This is a genomic window from Pseudomonas sp. IPO3749, assembly GCF_013386605.1.
GTDB lineage: Bacteria > Pseudomonadota > Gammaproteobacteria > Pseudomonadales > Pseudomonadaceae > Aquipseudomonas > Aquipseudomonas azotoformans_A.
Genome location: NZ_JACARN010000069.1, coordinates 25,127 through 43,425 on the forward strand (window position 1 = coordinate 25,127; position 18,299 = coordinate 43,425).

The 18,299-nt window shown below is 58.2% G+C and carries 18 protein-coding genes, 4 tRNA genes and 1 pseudogene; 16 read left to right on the forward strand and 7 right to left on the reverse strand.

Annotated features, from left to right (window positions below; translation table 11 throughout):
- Positions 1–131: 131 nt before the first annotated feature.
- The 7 genes from alaS (at position 132) to mgtE (ending at position 6,721) form a co-directional block, all read left to right on the forward strand.
- Positions 132–2,750, forward strand: coding sequence for an alanine--tRNA ligase (alaS, locus tag HX812_RS24740; RefSeq protein ID WP_038844126.1), 2,619 nt, complete (start codon positions 132–134; stop codon positions 2,748–2,750).
- A gap of 95 nt (positions 2,751–2,845) precedes the next feature.
- Entirely contained in the window at positions 2,846–4,087 is a 1,242-nt protein-coding gene (locus HX812_RS24745; protein ID WP_010208327.1) for an aspartate kinase, read from the forward strand.
- A gap of 175 nt (positions 4,088–4,262) precedes the next feature.
- A complete protein-coding gene (gene csrA, locus HX812_RS24750) occupies positions 4,263–4,451 on the forward strand; it encodes a carbon storage regulator CsrA (RefSeq protein ID WP_003175645.1) in 189 nt (62 codons plus the stop codon).
- 62 nt (positions 4,452–4,513) lie between these two features.
- Positions 4,514–4,604: transfer RNA gene (locus HX812_RS24755), tRNA-Ser, on the forward strand.
- Between the two features lie 108 nt (positions 4,605–4,712).
- Positions 4,713–4,789 (forward strand) — tRNA-Arg (locus tag HX812_RS24760).
- Between the two features lie 72 nt (positions 4,790–4,861).
- Positions 4,862–4,938, forward strand: a tRNA-Arg gene (locus HX812_RS24765).
- Between the two features lie 340 nt (positions 4,939–5,278).
- A complete protein-coding gene (gene mgtE / locus HX812_RS24770; RefSeq protein ID WP_033901295.1) occupies positions 5,279–6,721 on the forward strand; it encodes a magnesium transporter in 1,443 nt (480 codons plus the stop codon).
- Positions 6,722–6,824: 103 nt separating this feature from the next.
- Here mgtE and HX812_RS24775 read toward each other — a convergent pair whose 3' ends face one another.
- From HX812_RS24775 to HX812_RS24785, 3 genes are all read right to left on the reverse strand, one after another.
- Positions 6,825–7,151 carry an Arc family DNA-binding protein gene (locus tag HX812_RS24775; protein WP_003193592.1) on the reverse strand — a complete coding sequence of 109 codons (327 nt, stop codon included), beginning with the start codon at positions 7,149–7,151 and terminating at the stop codon, positions 6,825–6,827.
- A 380-nt stretch (positions 7,152–7,531) separates the two neighbouring features.
- Complete coding sequence (locus HX812_RS24780) at positions 7,532–7,711, reverse strand: PA3371 family protein (protein WP_038846380.1); 180 nt, start codon at positions 7,709–7,711, stop codon at positions 7,532–7,534.
- Between the two features lie 11 nt (positions 7,712–7,722).
- On the reverse strand, positions 7,723–7,950 hold the full coding sequence (locus tag HX812_RS24785; protein WP_038846387.1) for a hypothetical protein: 228 nt from the start codon (positions 7,948–7,950) through the stop codon (positions 7,723–7,725).
- Between the two features lie 326 nt (positions 7,951–8,276).
- Here HX812_RS24785 and HX812_RS24790 point away from each other — a divergent pair.
- Positions 8,277–8,353 (forward strand) — tRNA-Arg (locus HX812_RS24790).
- 269 nt (positions 8,354–8,622) lie between these two features.
- Positions 8,623–10,008: an MFS transporter gene (locus HX812_RS24795; protein ID WP_038846378.1), complete on the forward strand. Its 1,386-nt coding sequence runs from the start codon at positions 8,623–8,625 to the stop codon at positions 10,006–10,008.
- A gap of 60 nt (positions 10,009–10,068) precedes the next feature.
- On the opposite strand, the gene HX812_RS24800 is transcribed toward HX812_RS24795, so the two are convergent.
- The 4 genes from HX812_RS24800 to flgA form a co-directional block, all read right to left on the reverse strand.
- Positions 10,069–10,818, reverse strand: coding sequence for a flagellar brake protein (locus tag HX812_RS24800; protein WP_038846377.1), 750 nt, complete (start codon positions 10,816–10,818; stop codon positions 10,069–10,071).
- 96 nt (positions 10,819–10,914) lie between these two features.
- Positions 10,915–11,385: a flagella synthesis protein FlgN gene (locus tag HX812_RS24805; protein WP_038846375.1), complete on the reverse strand. Its 471-nt coding sequence runs from the start codon at positions 11,383–11,385 to the stop codon at positions 10,915–10,917.
- A gap of 48 nt (positions 11,386–11,433) precedes the next feature.
- Positions 11,434–11,757, reverse strand: coding sequence for a flagellar biosynthesis anti-sigma factor FlgM (gene flgM / locus HX812_RS24810; protein WP_038846372.1), 324 nt, complete (start codon positions 11,755–11,757; stop codon positions 11,434–11,436).
- A 141-nt stretch (positions 11,758–11,898) separates the two neighbouring features.
- Complete coding sequence (flgA, locus tag HX812_RS24815) at positions 11,899–12,663, reverse strand: flagellar basal body P-ring formation chaperone FlgA (RefSeq protein WP_038846368.1); 765 nt, start codon at positions 12,661–12,663, stop codon at positions 11,899–11,901.
- Between the two features lie 81 nt (positions 12,664–12,744).
- Here flgA and HX812_RS24820 point away from each other — a divergent pair, with 81 nt between their 5' ends.
- From HX812_RS24820 to HX812_RS24850, 7 genes and pseudogenes are all read left to right on the forward strand, one after another.
- Positions 12,745–13,677, forward strand: coding sequence for a chemotaxis protein CheV (locus tag HX812_RS24820; RefSeq protein ID WP_038846366.1), 933 nt, complete (start codon positions 12,745–12,747; stop codon positions 13,675–13,677).
- Positions 13,678–13,720: 43 nt separating this feature from the next.
- Complete coding sequence (gene cheR / locus HX812_RS24825) at positions 13,721–14,548, forward strand: protein-glutamate O-methyltransferase CheR (RefSeq protein ID WP_038846364.1); 828 nt, start codon at positions 13,721–13,723, stop codon at positions 14,546–14,548.
- Between the two features lie 236 nt (positions 14,549–14,784).
- On the forward strand, positions 14,785–15,192 hold the full coding sequence (flgB, locus tag HX812_RS24830; RefSeq protein WP_010208346.1) for a flagellar basal body rod protein FlgB: 408 nt from the start codon (positions 14,785–14,787) through the stop codon (positions 15,190–15,192).
- 3 nt (positions 15,193–15,195) lie between these two features.
- Positions 15,196–15,639, forward strand: a complete 444-nt coding sequence (gene flgC, locus HX812_RS24835; RefSeq protein ID WP_010208347.1) for a flagellar basal body rod protein FlgC — start codon at positions 15,196–15,198, stop codon at positions 15,637–15,639.
- A 16-nt stretch (positions 15,640–15,655) separates the two neighbouring features.
- Positions 15,656–16,384, forward strand: a complete 729-nt coding sequence (flgD, locus tag HX812_RS24840; RefSeq protein ID WP_038846362.1) for a flagellar hook assembly protein FlgD — start codon at positions 15,656–15,658, stop codon at positions 16,382–16,384.
- A gap of 31 nt (positions 16,385–16,415) precedes the next feature.
- On the forward strand, positions 16,416–17,726 hold the full coding sequence (flgE, locus tag HX812_RS24845; protein WP_038846360.1) for a flagellar hook protein FlgE: 1,311 nt from the start codon (positions 16,416–16,418) through the stop codon (positions 17,724–17,726).
- A 184-nt stretch (positions 17,727–17,910) separates the two neighbouring features.
- A pseudogene (locus HX812_RS24850) lies at positions 17,911–18,299 on the forward strand (hypothetical protein); the annotation flags it as partial.

Here is an 18,299-nt window from a genome sequence, read left to right on the forward strand (position 1 = left end):
AATTGAACGTTTCAATCGTATAAACACGCTGTACCACCGGCAAAGGGCCGATATAATGCGGCCCTTTGCCGTCGCTCCGTCTGATGATGTTGCGCACTGGCCTTTGGCCGCAGCCTCCGTGGAAGAACCTAATGAAAAGCGCAGAAATCCGTGAAGCCTTCCTTCGCTTCTTCGAAGAGCAAGGCCACACCCGTGTAGCCTCCAGCTCCTTGATCCCAGGCAATGACCCAACCCTGCTGTTCACCAACGCGGGGATGAACCAGTTCAAGGACTGCTTCCTGGGCCAGGAAAAGCGCGCGTACACCCGCGCTACCAGCAGCCAGAAGTGCGTACGCGCCGGCGGCAAGAACAGTGACCTGGAAAACGTCGGTTACACCGCGCGTCACCACACGTTCTTCGAAATGCTGGGCAACTTCAGCTTTGGCGACTATTTCAAGAAAGATGCGATCACCTTCGCCTGGACCTTCCTGACCGGCGTGCTGAAGCTGCCGAAGGAAAAACTCTGGGTCACCGTCTACGCGACGGACGACGAAGCGTATGACATCTGGACCCAACAAATCGGCGTGCCTGAAGAGCGCATGATCCGTATCGGCGACAACAAAGGCGCGCCGTACGCTTCCGATAACTTCTGGACCATGGGCGATACCGGCCCGTGCGGCCCTTGCACCGAGATCTTCTACGACCACGGCGCCGACATCTGGGGTGGCCCGCCGGGCTCGCCGGAAGAAGACGGCGACCGTTACATCGAGATCTGGAACAACGTGTTCATGCAGTTCAACCGCACCGCCGATGGCGTGTTGCATCCGCTGCCTGCGCCGTCGGTAGACACCGGCATGGGCCTGGAGCGGATCAGTGCGGTGATGCAGCACGTTCACTCCAACTACGAAATCGACCTGTTCACCAATCTGCTGAGCGCCTCGGCGGCAGCCATTGGCTGCGCCAACGAAAGCCAGTCTTCGCTCAAGGTGGTGTCGGACCACATCCGTTCCTGCGGTTTCCTGATCGCCGATGGCGTGCTGCCGTCGAACGAGGGCCGGGGCTACGTGCTGCGCCGCATCATCCGTCGCGCCTGCCGCCACGGTAACAAGCTGGGCGCCACCGGCAGCTTCTTCTACAAGATCGTTGCGGCACTGGTTGCCGAGATGGGCGAAGCCTTCCCGGAACTCAAGCAGCAGCAAGGCAATATCGAGCGCGTGCTCAAGGCGGAGGAGGAGCAGTTCTCCAAGACCCTGGACCACGGCCTGAAAATTCTCGAGCAGGATCTGGCTGGTCTCAAGGGCACCGTGGTGCCGGGCGACGTGGTGTTCAAGCTGTACGACACCTACGGATTCCCGATGGACCTGACTGCCGACATCGCCCGTGAGCGCGAGCTGACTATCGACGAAGCCGGCTTTGAGCGCGAGATGGAAGCCCAGCGCGTGCGTGCACGTTCCGCCAGTTCGTTCGGCCTGGACTACAACACCTTGGTCAAGGTTGATGTGCCAACTGAGTTCACCGGCTACAACGCTACCGTGGGCTCGGCCAAGATCGTTGCCATCTATAAAGACGGCAAGTCGGTCGATGTATTGAACGAAGGCGAAGAAGCGGTGGTGGTCCTGGACCAGACGCCGTTCTACGCCGAATCCGGTGGCCAGGTGGGCGACTGTGGTTTCCTGAGTTCGACGTCCGGTCGTTTTGACGTGCGCGACACCACCAAGACTGGCGGTGCGTTCCTGCATCACGGTGTGATGGTGCTGGGCAACCTGACGGTCGGTGCGCCGGTCGACACCCAGGTCGACGCCGACGTGCGCCACGCCACCGCGCTGAACCACTCGGCCACGCACTTGCTGCACGCTGCGCTGCGCCAGGTGTTGGGCGATCACGTGCAACAAAAGGGTTCGTTGGTCGACAGCCAGCGCCTGCGTTTCGACTTCAGCCACTTTGAAGCGATCAAGCCGGAGCAGATCAAGGCCCTGGAAGACATCGTCAACGCCGAGATTCGCAAGAACACTGCAGTAGAAACCGAAGAAACCGATATCGAGACTGCAAAAGCCAAGGGCGCCATGGCGCTGTTCGGCGAGAAGTACGGCGACAGCGTGCGCGTACTGAGCATGGGCGGCGACTTCTCGGTAGAACTGTGTGGCGGTATCCACGCCAACCGTACCGGTGACATCGCCCTGCTGAAAATCATCAGCGAAGGTGGCGTGGCGTCCGGTGTGCGTCGTATCGAGGCGGTCACCGGCGCTGCGGCCCTGGCCTACCTGAATGCGGCAGAAGAACAACTCAAGGAAGCGGCCAGCCTGGTCAAGGGCAGCCGCGACAACCTGATCGACAAACTGTCCGCTGTGCTGGAGCGCAACCGCGCCCTGGAGAAGCAGCTGGAGCAGTTGCAAGCCAAGGCAGCCAGCGCGGCGGGCGACGATCTGTCGGCTTCGGCGGTGGACGTCAAGGATGTGAAGGTTTTGGCCGCACGCCTGGACGGTCAGGACGGCAAGGCGCTGTTGGCCTTGGTCGATCAGTTGAAGAACAAGCTCGGCCGCGCAGTGATCCTGCTCGGCGGTGTCCATGAGGATAAGGTCGTTCTGGTTGCCGGTGTAACCAAGGACCTGACTGGCCAACTCAAGGCCGGTGATTTGATGAAGCAAGCCGCCGCGACAGTGGGCGGGAAGGGCGGTGGTCGTCCGGACATGGCGCAAGGCGGTGGTGTAGACGCCGGCAGCCTGGACGCAGCCCTGGCCCTGACCGTGCCGTTTGTCGAGGCAGGTATTTAAGGCACTGTTAACCGGCCCGTGGTCTAGTCACGGGCCTGTTCGGTGCTGGTTGATTGGATATTAGGCGCCCCTTTACGGGCTGAGGCGGCTTAGAAATGGCTTTGATCGTACAGAAATTTGGAGGCACCTCGGTCGGTTCTGTCGAAAGAATCGAGCAGGTGGCCGACAAGGTTAAGAAATTCCGCGATGCCGGCGACGACCTGGTGGTGGTGCTGTCGGCCATGAGCGGCGAGACCAATCGCCTGATCGATCTGGCCAAGGCAATCAGTGGTGATCAACAGCCGCTCCCGCGTGAGCTGGATGTGATCGTGTCTACCGGCGAGCAGGTGACCATCGCCTTGCTGGCCATGGCGCTGAACAAGCGCGGTGTGCCGGCGGTGTCCTACACTGGCAGCCAGGTGCGTATCCTGACCGACAGCGCGCACACCAAGGCGCGCATCCTGCAGATCGACGATCAGAAAATCCGTACGGATCTGAAAGCCGGTCGCGTGGTAGTTGTAGCGGGCTTCCAGGGCGTGGACGAGCAGGGCAACATCACCACCCTCGGGCGTGGCGGTTCGGACACCACCGGCGTGGCGCTGGCAGCGGCGCTCAAGGCCGATGAATGCCAGATCTATACCGATGTGGACGGCGTCTACACCACTGACCCGCGTGTGGTGTCCGTGGCCCAGCGCCTGGACAAGATCACCTTTGAAGAGATGCTGGAAATGGCCAGCCTCGGTTCCAAGGTGTTGCAGATCCGTGCGGTGGAATTCGCCGGCAAGTACAACGTTCCGCTGCGCGTATTGCACAGCTTCAAAGAGGGTCCGGGCACCCTCATTACTATTGATGAAGAGGAATCCATGGAACAGCCGATCATTTCCGGTATCGCTTTCAACCGTGATGAAGCCAAGCTGACTATCCGTGGCGTGCCAGACACCCCGGGCGTGGCCTTCAAGATCCTGGGCCCGATCAGCGGCGCGAACATTGAAGTCGACATGATCGTGCAGAACGTTTCGCACGATAACACCACCGATTTCACCTTCACCGTGCACCGCAACGAGTACGATGCGGCGGAGCGGATCCTGCAGAACACTGCGAAGGAAATCGGCGCCCGTGAAGTGGTCGGCGATACCAAGATCGCCAAGGTGTCGATCGTGGGTGTGGGCATGCGCTCTCACGCGGGCGTTGCCAGCCGCATGTTCGAGGCCCTGGCCAAGGAAAGCATCAACATCCAGATGATCTCCACGTCGGAAATCAAGGTCTCGGTGGTGATCGAAGAGAAGTACCTGGAACTGGCTGTACGCGCGCTGCATACCGCTTTTGAGCTGGACGCTCCGGCCCGACAGGGCGAGTGACGAAGTGCCAGGAAGGCGCGGTTTACCGCGCCTTTCCTTTTTTTGTAGGGCGCATGTTCTTTTGCGTGCGCTCGACAATACTTAGGCGGGTAGGGCTATGGCCTTTGGGTTGTAGGTTGAAGGCCTTTTTTTTGCAGACTGTTGTTCCTGAACTGAAATGCGTGAGGAGAAAGGTATGCTGATTCTGACTCGTCGTTGCGCAGAAAGCCTGATTATCGGTGATGGCGAAATCACCGTGACCGTGCTCGGCGTCAAAGGCAATCAAGTGCGTATCGGGGTTAACGCTCCGAAAGAGGTAGCGGTACACCGCGAGGAAATCTACCTGCGGATCAAGAAAGAGAAGGACGAAGAACCAAGCCTTTAATTTTTATCGTTTTTTATGTTTGCAAACGGGGATGAACGTGGTTAATATACGCCCCGTGTTGCGGAGAGCTGGCCGAGTGGCCGAAGGCGCTCCCCTGCTAAGGGAGTACACCTCAAAAGGGTGTCGGGGGTTCGAATCCCCCGTTCTCCGCCATTATTTGCTTAGTACGTTGCAATCTGGTTTTTTCGCTAAGTTGTTGAAAATTAACGAAAAAATAGCTTTACATAGAGATTGAACGGCCTATAATGCGCGGCAACAAATGCACTCGTAGCTCAGCTGGATAGAGTACTCGGCTACGAACCGAGCGGTCACAGGTTCGAATCCTGTCGAGTGCACCATTTAAGAATCAGTTGCAGTCATGCAGGTGATTCGGTTACAACCAGTTGTGATCTGGTCTAAAAACACAATCTGCACTCGTAGCTCAGCTGGATAGAGTACTCGGCTACGAACCGAGCGGTCACAGGTTCGAATCCTGTCGAGTGCACCATACAAACAAAAAGCCCGCCTAGTGCGGGCTTTTTGCCGTCTGGGGTTTGTGTAGGATTTTTTCTTTTTCTCTCGCCTTCATGTGTTCTCCTCCTCCACTGCGTCGTCGCAGTTCATAGATACAGCCAATGCTCAGCTTTGGCTCGCAAGCGCTTGTTCTTTCCAGTTTTTTGACGTTTAAAGTGGCCGGGCGGTGTATCATTGCGCCCGTCAGCCCCGCCGGGGCTTGTGGAATACCTCCATGGACTTACCCAGTAGTTGCTCAGTACCCCGCTTTACCAATCATGAATTGACTGATTGATCCTTCCGGCGTGCCCCGCTGCTGGGAGTGGAGTTCGCCTATGACCGAAGTAGAAGTAAAGAAAACACAAGAAAGCCTGCAGGATCGCCTGGCTCAAGTCATCGAGCTGCTGCAGCGCCAACGCGTGGTCGAAGACCTTACGCATCGCCAGGACGGCCCGAACAACAACCTGGTCGAAAACCTGGTTCACCGGCAAAACCTCGTCGAGCTGCAACGTAAGCTCGACGACCTGCACTCCGCCGACGTCGCCTACATTCTCGAAGCGTTGCCACTGGATGATCGACTGACCCTCTGGCAGTTGGTCAAGGCTGACCGCGACGGCGACATCCTGCTCGAAGTATCCGACTCGGTCCGTGAAACCCTGATCGCCGACATGGACGATCACGAGCTCCTGGCTGCGGCCAAGGAAATGGACGCTGACGAACTGGCCGACCTGGCCCCCGAGCTGCCCCGTGATGTTGTCCATGAGCTGATGGAGGCTCTTGACGGCCAGCAGCGTGAGCGTGTGCGCTCCGCGCTGTCCTACGACGAGGATCAGGTCGGCGCGCTGATGGACTTCGAGATGGTCACCATCCGCGAAGACGTCAGTTTGGAAGTGGTCTTGCGTTACCTGCGTCGTCTCAAAGAGTTGCCGGGCCATACCGACAAGCTGTTTGTGGTCGATTACGAAGGCATTCTCAAGGGCGTGTTGCCGATCAAGCGTCTGCTGGTCAACGACCCTGAGAAGAAAGTAGCCGACGTCATGGCCAGTGATCCGGTGAGTTTTCACCCGGATGAAGACGCCTACGAGGCTGCCCAGGCGTTTGAGCGTTATGACTTGATCTCGGCGCCGGTGGTCGACAAGAACGGCAAGCTCATCGGCCGTTTGACCATCGATGAAATGGTCGACTTGATTCGTGAAGAAAGTGAGACCGAAGTCCTCAACATGGCAGGTTTGCGTGAGGAGGAAGACATCTTTGCCTCGGTCTGGCGCTCACTGCATAACCGTTGGGCGTGGCTGGCCGTTAACCTGATCACCGCTTTTATCGCGTCGCGGGTTATTGGCTTGTTCGAAGGTTCGATCGAGAAGCTGGTGGCGCTCGCTGCGCTGATGCCGATTGTGGCCGGGATCGGCGGCAACTCAGGTAACCAGACGATTACCATGATTGTGCGCGCCATGGCGCTGGACCAGGTCAGTACAGCGAACTCGTCGCGCTTGCTGCGCAAAGAGTTGGCGGTTGGCCTGATCAACGGCCTGGTCTGGGGTGGGGTGATCGGTGTGGTGGCCTACTTGCTGTATGGCAGCTGGTCGCTCGGTGTGGTGATGACCGCCGCCATGACCCTCAACCTGCTGCTGGCGGCGCTCATGGGGGTGTTGATCCCCATGACCCTGGCCCGCCTTGGGCGCGACCCGGCAATGGGTGCCAGCGTGATGATCACGGCCATGACCGACAGTGGTGGCTTCTTCATCTTCCTGGGCCTGGCAACGATCTTCCTGCTCTGATTCCACCCCGCGGGGGCAAATCTGCCCCCGCCTCAAATCTTCTTCCCGAATCCCACGCAAAAAAAAAGCCAGCACATGGCTGGCTTCGGCTTTCAGGTGCAGATCAATTGGCTTCTGCGGCCGCCTCAACGTCGTGCGCGATAAGCGAGACGAGAGCATTTTGCTGGCGGTGGGAGAGCTGACGAAAACGCTGCAGCAGTTCGCGTTCGTGCAGCGACAGCTCGGGGCTGTCCAGGCGCATGCTCAACTCTTCGCCCAACGCACCTTCCTGAATGAGGCTTTGTTCCAGGCGCGCGATGATTTCGGAGTTCATGCTGCGGTGATGATTGCGAGCCACCTCGGCAATGCGTTCCCGCATTCCGTCTGGCAGACGTACGACGAACTTGTCAGCCGTACGGCTGGAATAAATTGCCTGTTTCAATGGGCGCATATATTTAACCGGTTAGTTCAGGGGAGCGGTTTCTGGAATTGGCCGCAAGATGAGTGTTAAGACAAGGCTCACGACCAAAGTTCAACCCGAATTGCAAAGAGGCCGCATCATGCCTCAGATTTGACATTTCCTTGGCGTCAATTCTGTGACAAATATTGAACTGCCTAAAGGCTTTATGCCAGCACTCATTTGCGTTTTTGCGGACTGGTTGGAAAACTTTTCCACGCGTGAATCCGCGAGGGAACTTCCTGCAAGTCCAGGCCACCACAGGGTTTCAGGCCGCTCATCCTATAACAAAGTGGCCTTTTGCCCTTAATTTTAAGACTAGTGGCAATTTGCCGATTAGCGAGGGGGAGGCGACATAAGGTAGGGAGGGGGAGTTAGCGCAGGACGGGGTCGAATTTGATGCGGCGACCCACGATCAAGGTGAGCAACAATAGGCTGGCAAACACGCCGCTGGCGACAAATGCAGTCGTTTGGCTGTCCTGGGAGTCAGCCCCCAGGCCCAGAATCCCTGTTAATGCGGTCAGGCACAAAAACAGCCAGGCAAATTTATTCATCAGAGGCTTCCTCAGAAAACCCAGTGTTCAGAAGCGGGTGCGGACTGAGTGTCTTGGGTCAGGCGTGCGGGCGATTGCGCGTTGGGTGTCATCACCGCCAGTTGCGGGCGTTGTTGCAGATGATGTGGCACAGCCTGGCTTAGCTGCGCAGGGTCATTGGTGCCAGTCGATTGAAAGTGAAACATCAGCAATGTCGCCAGGGCTATGGTGTTGAGGGCTAACAGAAGGGCACTGTTCATGGTCATGTTCTCCGCTTAACGCCGTGGCTTATTGGGTTTGTAGGAGAAGTATTGCAGGTGTCGTGCCAATCTATTACTTCAATAAAATCAAGTGCTTAAGTCTACTTTAAGCGGCTGGAAGGTTGCAATTTGCAATGATGGCGTTTTGGGGGAGTGCATTTTGCACGATGGCCTCGCAGGCCCCGTGTTTGCGGGGTCAGGGCAGGATAAATAAGGCTGGCATCGACCTACACTCAAAAAGCCCACGGACGACATGACAAAACCTACCTCGGCCGTTAACATGCACGCCGTCCGTCGCCGCGCCTTTAGCGCAACGGCTGTCATTTGTCCCAGTAGCTCAATTGGATAGAGCATCCCCCTCCTAAGGGGAAGGTTGGCCGTTCGAACCGGCCCTGGGACACCAGATTCAAAGCCTCGCACAGATCCGTCTGGCGGGGCTTTTTTGTGGGCGTTTTCCGAAGATGGGTCGAACCTTGCCGGGGTTCTGGGTTCACAGCCCTGGCATCGTGTATTTATAGCAATCTGTGTATCCCGCGAGCAGCCAGGCAGCGTCTGAGCCTTGAAGCAAAATAATCCCCGGAAACAGCGCATACCGCCTGTCCGGACCCGGCCACCCCGGACTATCATGCCGATAGCCCTGTCTCTCACCGCAAGGAGCCGCTCGGAACGCCGATGCGCCAGATCTGGAAATCTTTTCGAGCCCTTTATTTTGCCTCCTTGATGATGCTGATCGGCTCCGGCCTGCTCAGTACTTACCTGGCCCTGCGCCTGGCGGCCGATCATGTCGACAGCCTGTGGGTCGGTGCGTTGATGGCGGCCAACTATTTTGGCCTGGTGCTGGGTGGCAAGATCGGGCACCGCCTGATTGCCCGGGTCGGGCATATCCGCGCCTACGCCACCTGCGCCGGGATCGTCGGTGCGGCGGTGTTGGGGCATGGTCTGATCGACTGGTTGCCGGCCTGGATCGTGCTGCGGATGATCGTGGGCCTGGGCATGATGTGCCAGTACATGGTCATCGAAAGCTGGCTCAATGAGCAGGCCGACGCCAAGCAGCGCGGCGTGGTGTTCAGCGGCTATATGATCGCGTCCTACTTGGGCCTGGTGCTCGGCCAGCTGATTCTGGTCATGCACCCGCAGTTGGGCCTTGAACTGCTGATGCTGGTCGCGCTGTGCTTTGCCCTGTGCCTGGTGCCAGTGGCCATGACGCGCCGGATTCACCCGGCGCCTCTGCACCCCGCGCCGATGGAGCCGCGCTTCTTTATCAAGCGGGTGCCGCAGTCGCTGAGTACGGTGCTTGGGGCGGGGTTGATTGTCGGCTCGTTCTACGGTCTGGCGCCGCTGTATGCCTCTCAGCAAGGCTTGACCACCGAGCAAGTGGGTCTGTTCATGGGTAGCTGTATTTTTGCCGGGCTGGTGGTGCAGTGGCCGTTGGGCTGGTTGTCTGACCGTTATGATCGCGCGCTGCTGATCCGTTGCTTTGCGCTGTGCCTGGCAGTGGCGGCGTTGCCGTTGGCGATACTGACCAAGGTGCCGCTGGAAGTGTTGTTCGTGGCAGGCTTCGTCTGCTCCCTGGTGCAGTTTTGTCTTTATCCCTTGGCGGTGGCGTTCTCCAACGACCATGTGGAGGGTGATCGCCGCGTATCGCTGACAGCCATGCTGCTGGTGACGTACGGTGTTGGCGCCAGTGTCGGGCCTTTGCTGGCCGGTGTGGTGATGAAGCTGTTCGGCAGTCACATGCTGTATGCGTTTTTCAGTCTGTGCGCATTGATCCTGGTGTGGCGCATCCGGCCAAAAGCGGTCACCAACCTGCATCAGGTGGACGATGCGCCGTTGCACCACGTGGCGATGCCCGACAGCATGTCCAGCTCGCCACTGGTGGCCTGCCTTGATCCGCGGGTGGATGAGGCGGTGGTGCAGGAACAAATGCAAACCACTGTCCCGGAGCCTGAACCGCAAACGGAGCCAAGTCCGGAGGCAGAGGAACCGCCTTTCGTGGGGCCTCCTGAACCTGTGGGGCCAGACGAGCATCCTCACGACTTGAGCAGGGCGCGACCCTGAATGCAAAACGGGCAGATCCCATCAGGATCTGCCCGTTTTTTTTGCCGCGATCTTTAAGCTTTAAAAATCGTCGTCTTTGTCAAAGCGTCGTGCTTCGCGTTGCAACTGGTACACAAAGCGCTCGACCTGGCGCTGCACCAAGCCACTCATGTTGTGGAAGCGCACGCCAGCGAAAGTGGTGTTGATCTTCTCTTCGAAGTGCAGGTAACGCAGTTCGACCGAAGTGGTCATGCTGCCAAAGGGCAGGGCGGCGATAAAACGGTCGTAGACCTGGCCCAGTTGCAGGCGCTCGGAGATATCCCCTTCAAAGCGCAGTTTGCAGCCGGTGGCGGAAATATCCAGCAGTTTGCCGCTGACGGGGGCTTTGAGCTTCTCGCCACCCAATTCAATATTGACCAGTTGGGCCAGCTTCAAGGCGGCGCGGAACGCATTGCGGCGCTGGTGGTAGACCACTTCGTCGGGCATGGCGCCGGTGTAGATGCGGTGACCGTCTTTTTCGCTGATGGTGTAGGTGCCGTTGCTTTCCCAGGCGACGCGCACGCCTTCATGAAAACCTTCGATACGAAACGGTTCGCCGCTTTCCAGGAAGCGTTCACCGTCACGCGGGATCATTTCGTCCAGCGCCAGGGTCTTGCTGTCCCGGTCAACGTCCACCAGGTAGCTCTGGAAGCGCTGGCTGCGTTCGTGGAAGGTGATGATCAGCGGGTCATGGCTGTCTTGCAGCATCCGTAGGGTGCTGGCGATTTCCAGAGGCGTGGTGAGGACCTTGGGTGGCTGCGGGGCATCTTCCGCATTAAGGGCGTTGAACACGGTTCTTCCATCTCCAGACAAAATACGACTACACGCAAGAGCAGGCATTCTGCCAGTATGTGGCGCGCCTTGGATAGGCCGCGCTGTAAAGCGGCGTCAGGCTTGGCTGCGGGTGCTTGGCTTGACCAGGCGCGAGGTGGAACCCTGAGCGTTGTAAAGCGCCGGAGGCTCTCCGCCGTGAAGTATACGCAACTGGTTGGCGGTCGTGGCTTGCTGGAGCTGGATCGACTGACCGTTGAGCAGGTTGGCTTCCTGGCACTGGGTGAGCAATTGATTGAGTTCTTTGCTCTGGGCCAGTAATTGATCGCCGACCGTGGAGTGGCTGGCCAACTGCGCCAAGCCATCATGGTCTGCCGGCAGGCCCAGGCTGGCGAGGATCTGGCTGCGCTTCTTGCCGTGCTGTTCCAGCAGGACAATCAGCGACTGCTTGCGCGCGAGGATTTCTTCCAGCAGGGGCATATCCCGGCCGTAAAGGGCCAGGGATTCTTCCCTGAGCAGCTCGAGCAGCTGTTGCGTCGGCGCTAGATCATCAATGATCAGTTGAAGCAGATTTTCGTCGTGATGCATGGCTGGCCTTGGGGTTTAAGCGTCCAAAAGCCCGGCGCAGGCCTTTGCCTAGCGCTCGGCTTCGAAATTAAGCAGCTTGCTGGCTACACGGTTGCTGTCGACTTTATAGCTGCCATCGGCGATTGCCTGTTTCAATTCGGCCACACGGGCTTTATTGACCACCGGTTGATCGCGCAGCGAGTCAGTGACCTTCTGCAACTGTTGAGCCTCATTGCTCAGGTGTACGGATTCCCCGCTCTGGCTGGCGCTGGCCTGTTCTGCCTTGGCGGGCAGTGGCTGGGCCTTGGCTTCTACGCTGTCTTTGGTGCCAGTAGCTCGCGTAGGGGCCGACGTAGTCGGGGTGTTATTTAAACGACTGAAATCGATGACCATGATCAAAAAACCTCTGGGTATTTGGACGCTTGCCATGTTTTCGGCCATACCCGGACAAACTTTAGGCTCGATTGACAATAAAACCTGCAGGCCGGCATCCAACCGACAGTGTAGGAAAAGCGCGCGTCCGATACCAGTAATCTATAAAGCCACCTCCACCTGACCCGGTGCGGTGACCCGCGCCTTGATCACCCGGTTGGAGTTGAGGTTCTTGACGCGAATCTGTTCGCTCATACCGCCGTTGGACAACGCTTCCCCCGGCATTTTGACCTGCAACGCGCCGCTGCTGGCGGAAATCACTACCTGGTCGCCTTTGCGAATCACCTCCGCCTGCTCAAGATGCACCAAAGTAATGACCTGGTCGGTGACCACTGGTCGGGTCAATTTCTGCCCGACCGCCTGGTCGAGTGAGGTCAGGTAGCCCTGGCTGATCATACTGATGTCGCGTTCGCGCAGCACAACGTCGTCGAAACCGATGATGCCGGTGCGTTTCAATGGCCGAGCAACCACTACCACATCGCGGAACAGCTTGACCTGCGCCGGCACGAACACGGTCCAGGGCGAGGCGCCGTCGCAGCGCACTTTGACCGTCACGCGGCCGATGGGCTGGGCGGGGCTTTCCAGGGTGGCTGTCAATTCCTTGTCGCACATGGGCATGCGCAACCGTGGGTCCAGCTGGTTGACCTGGATTTCATATCGCCCTGGCGTCTGGGTAGTCGCCAGATAATCTTCTACAGTGAACTCAAGAAAGCCTTGAGTGACGCCGATAAGTAGATCAGGCAAGGTGACGTTGTCTGCGCGGGCCGTGGCGCCCAGGCCCAAGGCAAGCAACGCCAGCGGTACGCAGAGCAATCTGCAGAACCGGGTCAGGTGAAGGCGTCGGGAAACTGTCGTTTTAATATCCATGATCTGTAAATAGCAAAGGCCGTGCCGTTTAGTGTTGGGTGCGCGTCGCACCTTTAAAGGTTTTAGCGTAGGAGTCTGGGCATGGCAGGAGTAATGGATTCAGTAAACCAGCGCACACAGCTGGTAGGGCAGAATCGCCTGGAGTTGTTGCTTTTTCGCCTGGATGGCAAGCAGCTGTATGGCATCAACGTGTTCAAGGTGCGGGAAGTGCTGCAATGCCCCAAGCTGACGATCATGCCCAAGTCCAGCCCGGTGGTGTGCGGCGTTGCCAGCATCCGTGGCGCGACGATCCCGATTCTTGACCTGGCCCTGGCAACCGGTTCGGCGGGTTTGCAGGACCGCGAGAACCCCTTCGTGATCATTACCGAGTACAACACCAAGACCCAGGGCTTCCTGGTGCGCTCGGTGGAGCGCATCGTCAACATGAACTGGGAAGAGATCCATCCGCCGCCCAAGGGCACCGGTCGCGATCACTACCTGACGGCGGTGACGCGGGTCGATAACCAGTTGGTGGAAATCATCGACGTGGAGAAGATCCTCGCCGAAGTGGCCCCCACCTCTGAATCGATTTCCGTGGGGGTGGTGGACGCCGAAACTGCGCACAAGGCAATTTCCCTGCGAGTGCTGACGGTGGACGATTCCTCGGTGGCGCGTAAACAGGTGACCCGTTGCCTGCAAACGGTCGGCGTGGAAGTGGTGGCCCTCAATGACGGTCGCCAGGCCCTGGATTACCTGCGCAAGCTGGTGGATGACGGCAAGAAGCCGGAAGAAGAATTCTTGATGATGATCTCCGACATCGAGATGCCGGAAATGGACGGCTACACCCTCACGGCCGAGATACGCAACGATCCACGCATGCAAAAATTGCATATCATCCTGCATACTTCGTTGTCGGGTGTCTTCAACCAGGCGATGGTCAAGAAGGTCGGTGCCGATGACTTCCTGGCCAAATTCCGTCCTGATGACCTGGCATCCCGGGTAGTCGACCGGATCAAGGCAGCAGATCACGGCTAGGGGGATTTCCCCTGGCGGTCACACGATTTAAGAGGCGGTATCATTGTCTACGGGTAATTTGGATTTCGAACAGTTCCGGGTCTTCCTGGAAAAAGCCTGTGGCATATTGCTCGGTGAAAACAAGCAGTACCTGGTATCCAGCCGTCTCAACAAACTGATGGAGCAGCAGGGCATCAAGTCGTTGGGTGAGCTGGTCCAGCGCATCCAGGGGCAGCCGCGCAGCGGGCTCAAGGAGATGGTGGTCGATGCCATGACCACCAACGAAACCCTGTGGTTTCGTGACACCTACCCGTTTGAAGTGCTCAAGAGCAGAGTGCTGCCGGAAGCCATCAAGGCCAGCCCCGGCCAGCGCCTGCGCATCTGGTCGGCTGCCTGCTCTTCGGGGCAGGAGCCGTACTCGATTTCGATGTCCATCGATGAGTTCGAGCGGACCAATCTGGGCCAGTTGAAGGCTGGGGCGCAAATCGTCGCCACTGACCTGTCCGGCACCATGCTCACCAACTGCAAGACCGGCGAGTACGACAGCCTGGCCCTGGGCCGTGGTTTGTCCCAGGAACGCCTGCAGCGTTACTTCGACCCGAAAGGGGCAGGGCGTTGGGCGGTCAAGGCGCCGATCAAGAGCCGCGTGGAATTCCGCTCGTTCAACCTGCTCGACAGCTACGCCAGCCTGGGCAAGTTCGACATGGTGTTCTGCCGCAACGTGCTGATCTACTTCTCGGCCGAAGTGAAGAAAGACATCCTGCTGCGCATCCATGGCACGCTCAAGCGTGGCGGTTATCTGTTCCTCGGTGCTTCCGAAGCGCTGAACGGTCTGCCGGATCATTACCAGATGGTGCAATGCAGTCCGGGGATCATCTACCAGGCCAAGTGACGCACGCTTGAACAAACAATGGGAGGCCCCACAAAGGCCTCCCATTTTTTTGGCCGCAAAGCGGCAAACGCCATTGCCGCTTTACTGGCGCCACGCGGAAACCGCTTGCCGCTTTTCTGGCATTGCCGCCGGCAACCGCCCCCCAAACCCTTGATATACGGGCCTTCGTAAGATTGGCATGCACCTTGCTATAACCCAGTTAACGAAAAGCAGGTCAGCCCTTAAAGGTTTCCGCCATGAGCATCAGCTTCGATAAAGCGCTCGGTATCCACGAACAAGCCCTGGGCTTCCGCGCCCAGCGTGCCGAAGTCCTGGCCAACAACATTGCCAACGCCGACACCCCGAACTACAAGGCTCGGGACCTGGACTTCTCCGCCGTGCTCGCCGCACAGCAGGACAAGACCAAGAACGGCACCTTCGCCTTGAACATGACCAACAGCCGTCATATCGAAGCCCAAGGCCTGAGCAATGGTGACGAGTCGTTGCTGTATCGCACGCCGATGCAGCCGTCGATCGACCAGAACACCGTCGACGCGCAGTTGGAGCAATCGGCCTACGCCGAGAACTCGGTGAACTTTCAAGCCAGCTTCACCCTGCTTAACAGCAAATTCAAAGGGCTGATGTCAGCCCTGCGTGGAGAGTAAGCCATGTCCCTGTCCAGTGTTTTCAATATTGCCGGCAGTGGCATGAGCGCGCAGACCACGCGTTTGAACACCGTCGCCAGTAACATCGCCAACGCCGAGACCGTGTCTTCGAGCATTGACCAGACCTACCGCGCCCGTCACCCGGTGTTCGCCACCATGTTCCAGGGCGGCCAGGCGGGCGGCAGCGATTCGTTGTTCCAGGACCAAGGTGCAGCAGGCTCCGGTGTGCAAGTGCTCGGCGTGGTCGAAGACCAAAGCAACCTTGAAGCCCGCTACGAACCCAACCATCCCGCCGCGAACGAAAAGGGTTATGTCTACTACCCGAACGTCAACGTGGTCGAGGAAATGGCCGACATGATTTCCGCCAGCCGTTCGTTTCAGACCAACGCGGAAATGATGAACACCGCCAAAACCATGATGCAGAAGGTCCTGACCCTGGGTCAGTGATAAGGGGCGCCAAATAATGGCCATTGTTGATACGAGTAACAACACGCCAGTCCAGGACCTTTTCAACTCCAAGGTCAAGACCGCGACAGACAACGCCAGCAGCCTGGGTGACGCTTCCAAGGCCGCGACCGGCAAACAGTCGCTGGGCAAGGATGCGTTCCTGCAACTGCTGGTTACCCAGTTGAAAAACCAGAACCCGCTGTCGCCGCAAGACAACGGCGCGTTCGTGGCCCAGCTGGCGCAGTTCAGCAGCCTGGAAGGCATCAACACCCTGAATGACTCGGTGAATGCGATCTCCAGCAACTTCAGCTCGTCGCAAGCGCTGCAGGCGTCGTCGCTGGTAGGCCGCTCGATCATCATCCAGACCGACAAGGCCATGGTGGATACCAGCAAGAGCATGACCGGTTCGGTGGATGTGACAACGGCGACGGGCAACGTCACCGTCAAGGTCACCGATAAAGACGGCAACCTGGTGCGCACCATCGAAATGGGCGCCCAGAGTGCCGGCAGCCAGAGCTTTATCTGGGATGGCAAAAACGACAAGGGCGAGGTCGCTCCTGCGGGCACCTACACCTTCAATGCCACCACCAAGAATGACAAGGGTGACGCCGTTGCCCTGACCACTTCGCTGCCAGCAACGGTAACGAGCGTGACCCTGAGCAAGACCGGCGGCGAAATGCTGCTGAACCTGGCTGGCGGCATGGGCAGCGTCAAGCTGTCGCAAATTCAGACTATCGGTACATAGAGCCGGCTAAATACGGCAGAGGGAGAGAAACATGTCTTTTAACATCGGCCTTAGCGGCCTCTATGCGGCCAACAAACAACTGGACGTGACCGGCAACAACATCGCCAACGTCGCGACTACTGGCTTCAAGTCGTCCCGTGCGGAATTCGCGGACATCTACGCCGCCTCCAAACTGGGTACTGGCCAGAACAGTATCGGCAACGGTGTGAACCTGGCGGCCGTGTCCCAGCAGTTCACCCAAGGTGACGTGAACGGCAGCGGTGGCATCCTGGACATGGCGATCCAGGGCGGCGGTTTCTTCGTGCAGAAGGGCAGCGACGGTTCGCTGGAGTACACCCGTAGTGGTGCCTTCCGTGCCGACAAAGATGGCTACATCACCAACAACACCGGCACTTCGCGCCTGCAAGGTTATGCCGCGGACGAGAACGGCAAGATCATCAAGGGCGGCCTGACCGACCTGCAATTGAACCTGTCGAACCTGCCGCCGAAGGCGTCCACCAAAGTGGACTCCACCAGTAACCTGAACTCCTCGGAGCCGGTGATCGACCAGGTGGCGAAGCCGTTCAACCCGAACGACACCAGCACCTTTACCACTCAATACAGCACCACCTTGTACGACTCCCAGGGCAACGCACACCCGATGGTGCAGTACCTGGTGAAAACCGACGGCAATAAGTGGAATGCCTATACCCTGATCGATGGTCGCAACCCTAACGGTTCTGCGCCAACCGGTACGCCATCGACTCCGCCAGTGCCGTCGGCATTGACCTTTGATGGCAATGGCAAGCTGACTAGCGTCGTGACCGGCGGTGTGTCCGACAAGACTCTGACTATTACCGGTTGGGTCCCTGGCACTGTGACTGATGGTGTGTGGAAGGCCAATGGTGCGAATGCCAACCCGACCGGCATCGCCGTCAACATGGCCAACATTACCCAGTACAACTCGGCCACGTACCGCAACCCACCGGTCACCGATGGCTACGCCACCGGCCAGATCACCGGCCTGAAAATCGACGGCAGCGGTGTACTGTTCGCAACGTTCAGCAACCAGCAGAGCAAGGCCATTGGCCAGATCTCTCTGGCCAGCTTCAACAACGAACAAGGCCTGCAGCCCAACGGCGGCACTACCTGGAAAGAGACCTTCGCTTCGGGCCAGCCAGGTTATGACACCCCGCAAGCCGGCACCCTGGGCTCGATCGTGGCCAACTCCCTGGAGAACTCCAACGTCAACCTGACCAACGAGCTGGTGGACCTGATCAAGGCCCAGAGCAACTATCAGGCGAACGCCAAGACCATCTCCACCCAGAGCACCATCATGCAGACCATCATTCAGATGACGTAATGTCATTGGTCTGACGCTGGTAAAAGAAAACCCCTCAACGAGGGGTTTTTTTTGCGCGTTCATTTTGTAGGCGCGACTTTTCGTACTGCCTGCGTCCCTACGAGACCACTCGTTTTTACTGGAACGGCCGACGCACTTTTCCCTACCAAGTACACCAACGGTGGCTTACGGGCGGGGGAAATTTATGCAATGGGCTCAACAGATATCAGGCCAAACGGCTCGGGTTTATTTTAGCGACAGAACCGCTGCTTTTGGTGCTGAAAACACCCAGGACAAAACCGATGGTGTTCACAGCCTGGATGCCGATAAGGCGGTGGTATCCAATCTTCTGAAGGCATTGGAGGAGGCGCAGAAAACCTCCAAGAGCCAAACCGTCCAGGACTTGCGTGACAAGCTCAATGAGGTGCGCAAGAAACTCGGAGAGGAGAAGTTCAAGGCGATTATCGAGGCGTTAAAAAAAGACGCATCTGACAGTTGGCTCGCATTGTTGAAGGCGCTTTTTCCAGAGCTGTTTGCAGATGATGAATCGCCTTCTCCACCGGCCCCCCCAGACATTGGTGGCGGTGGAGGAGG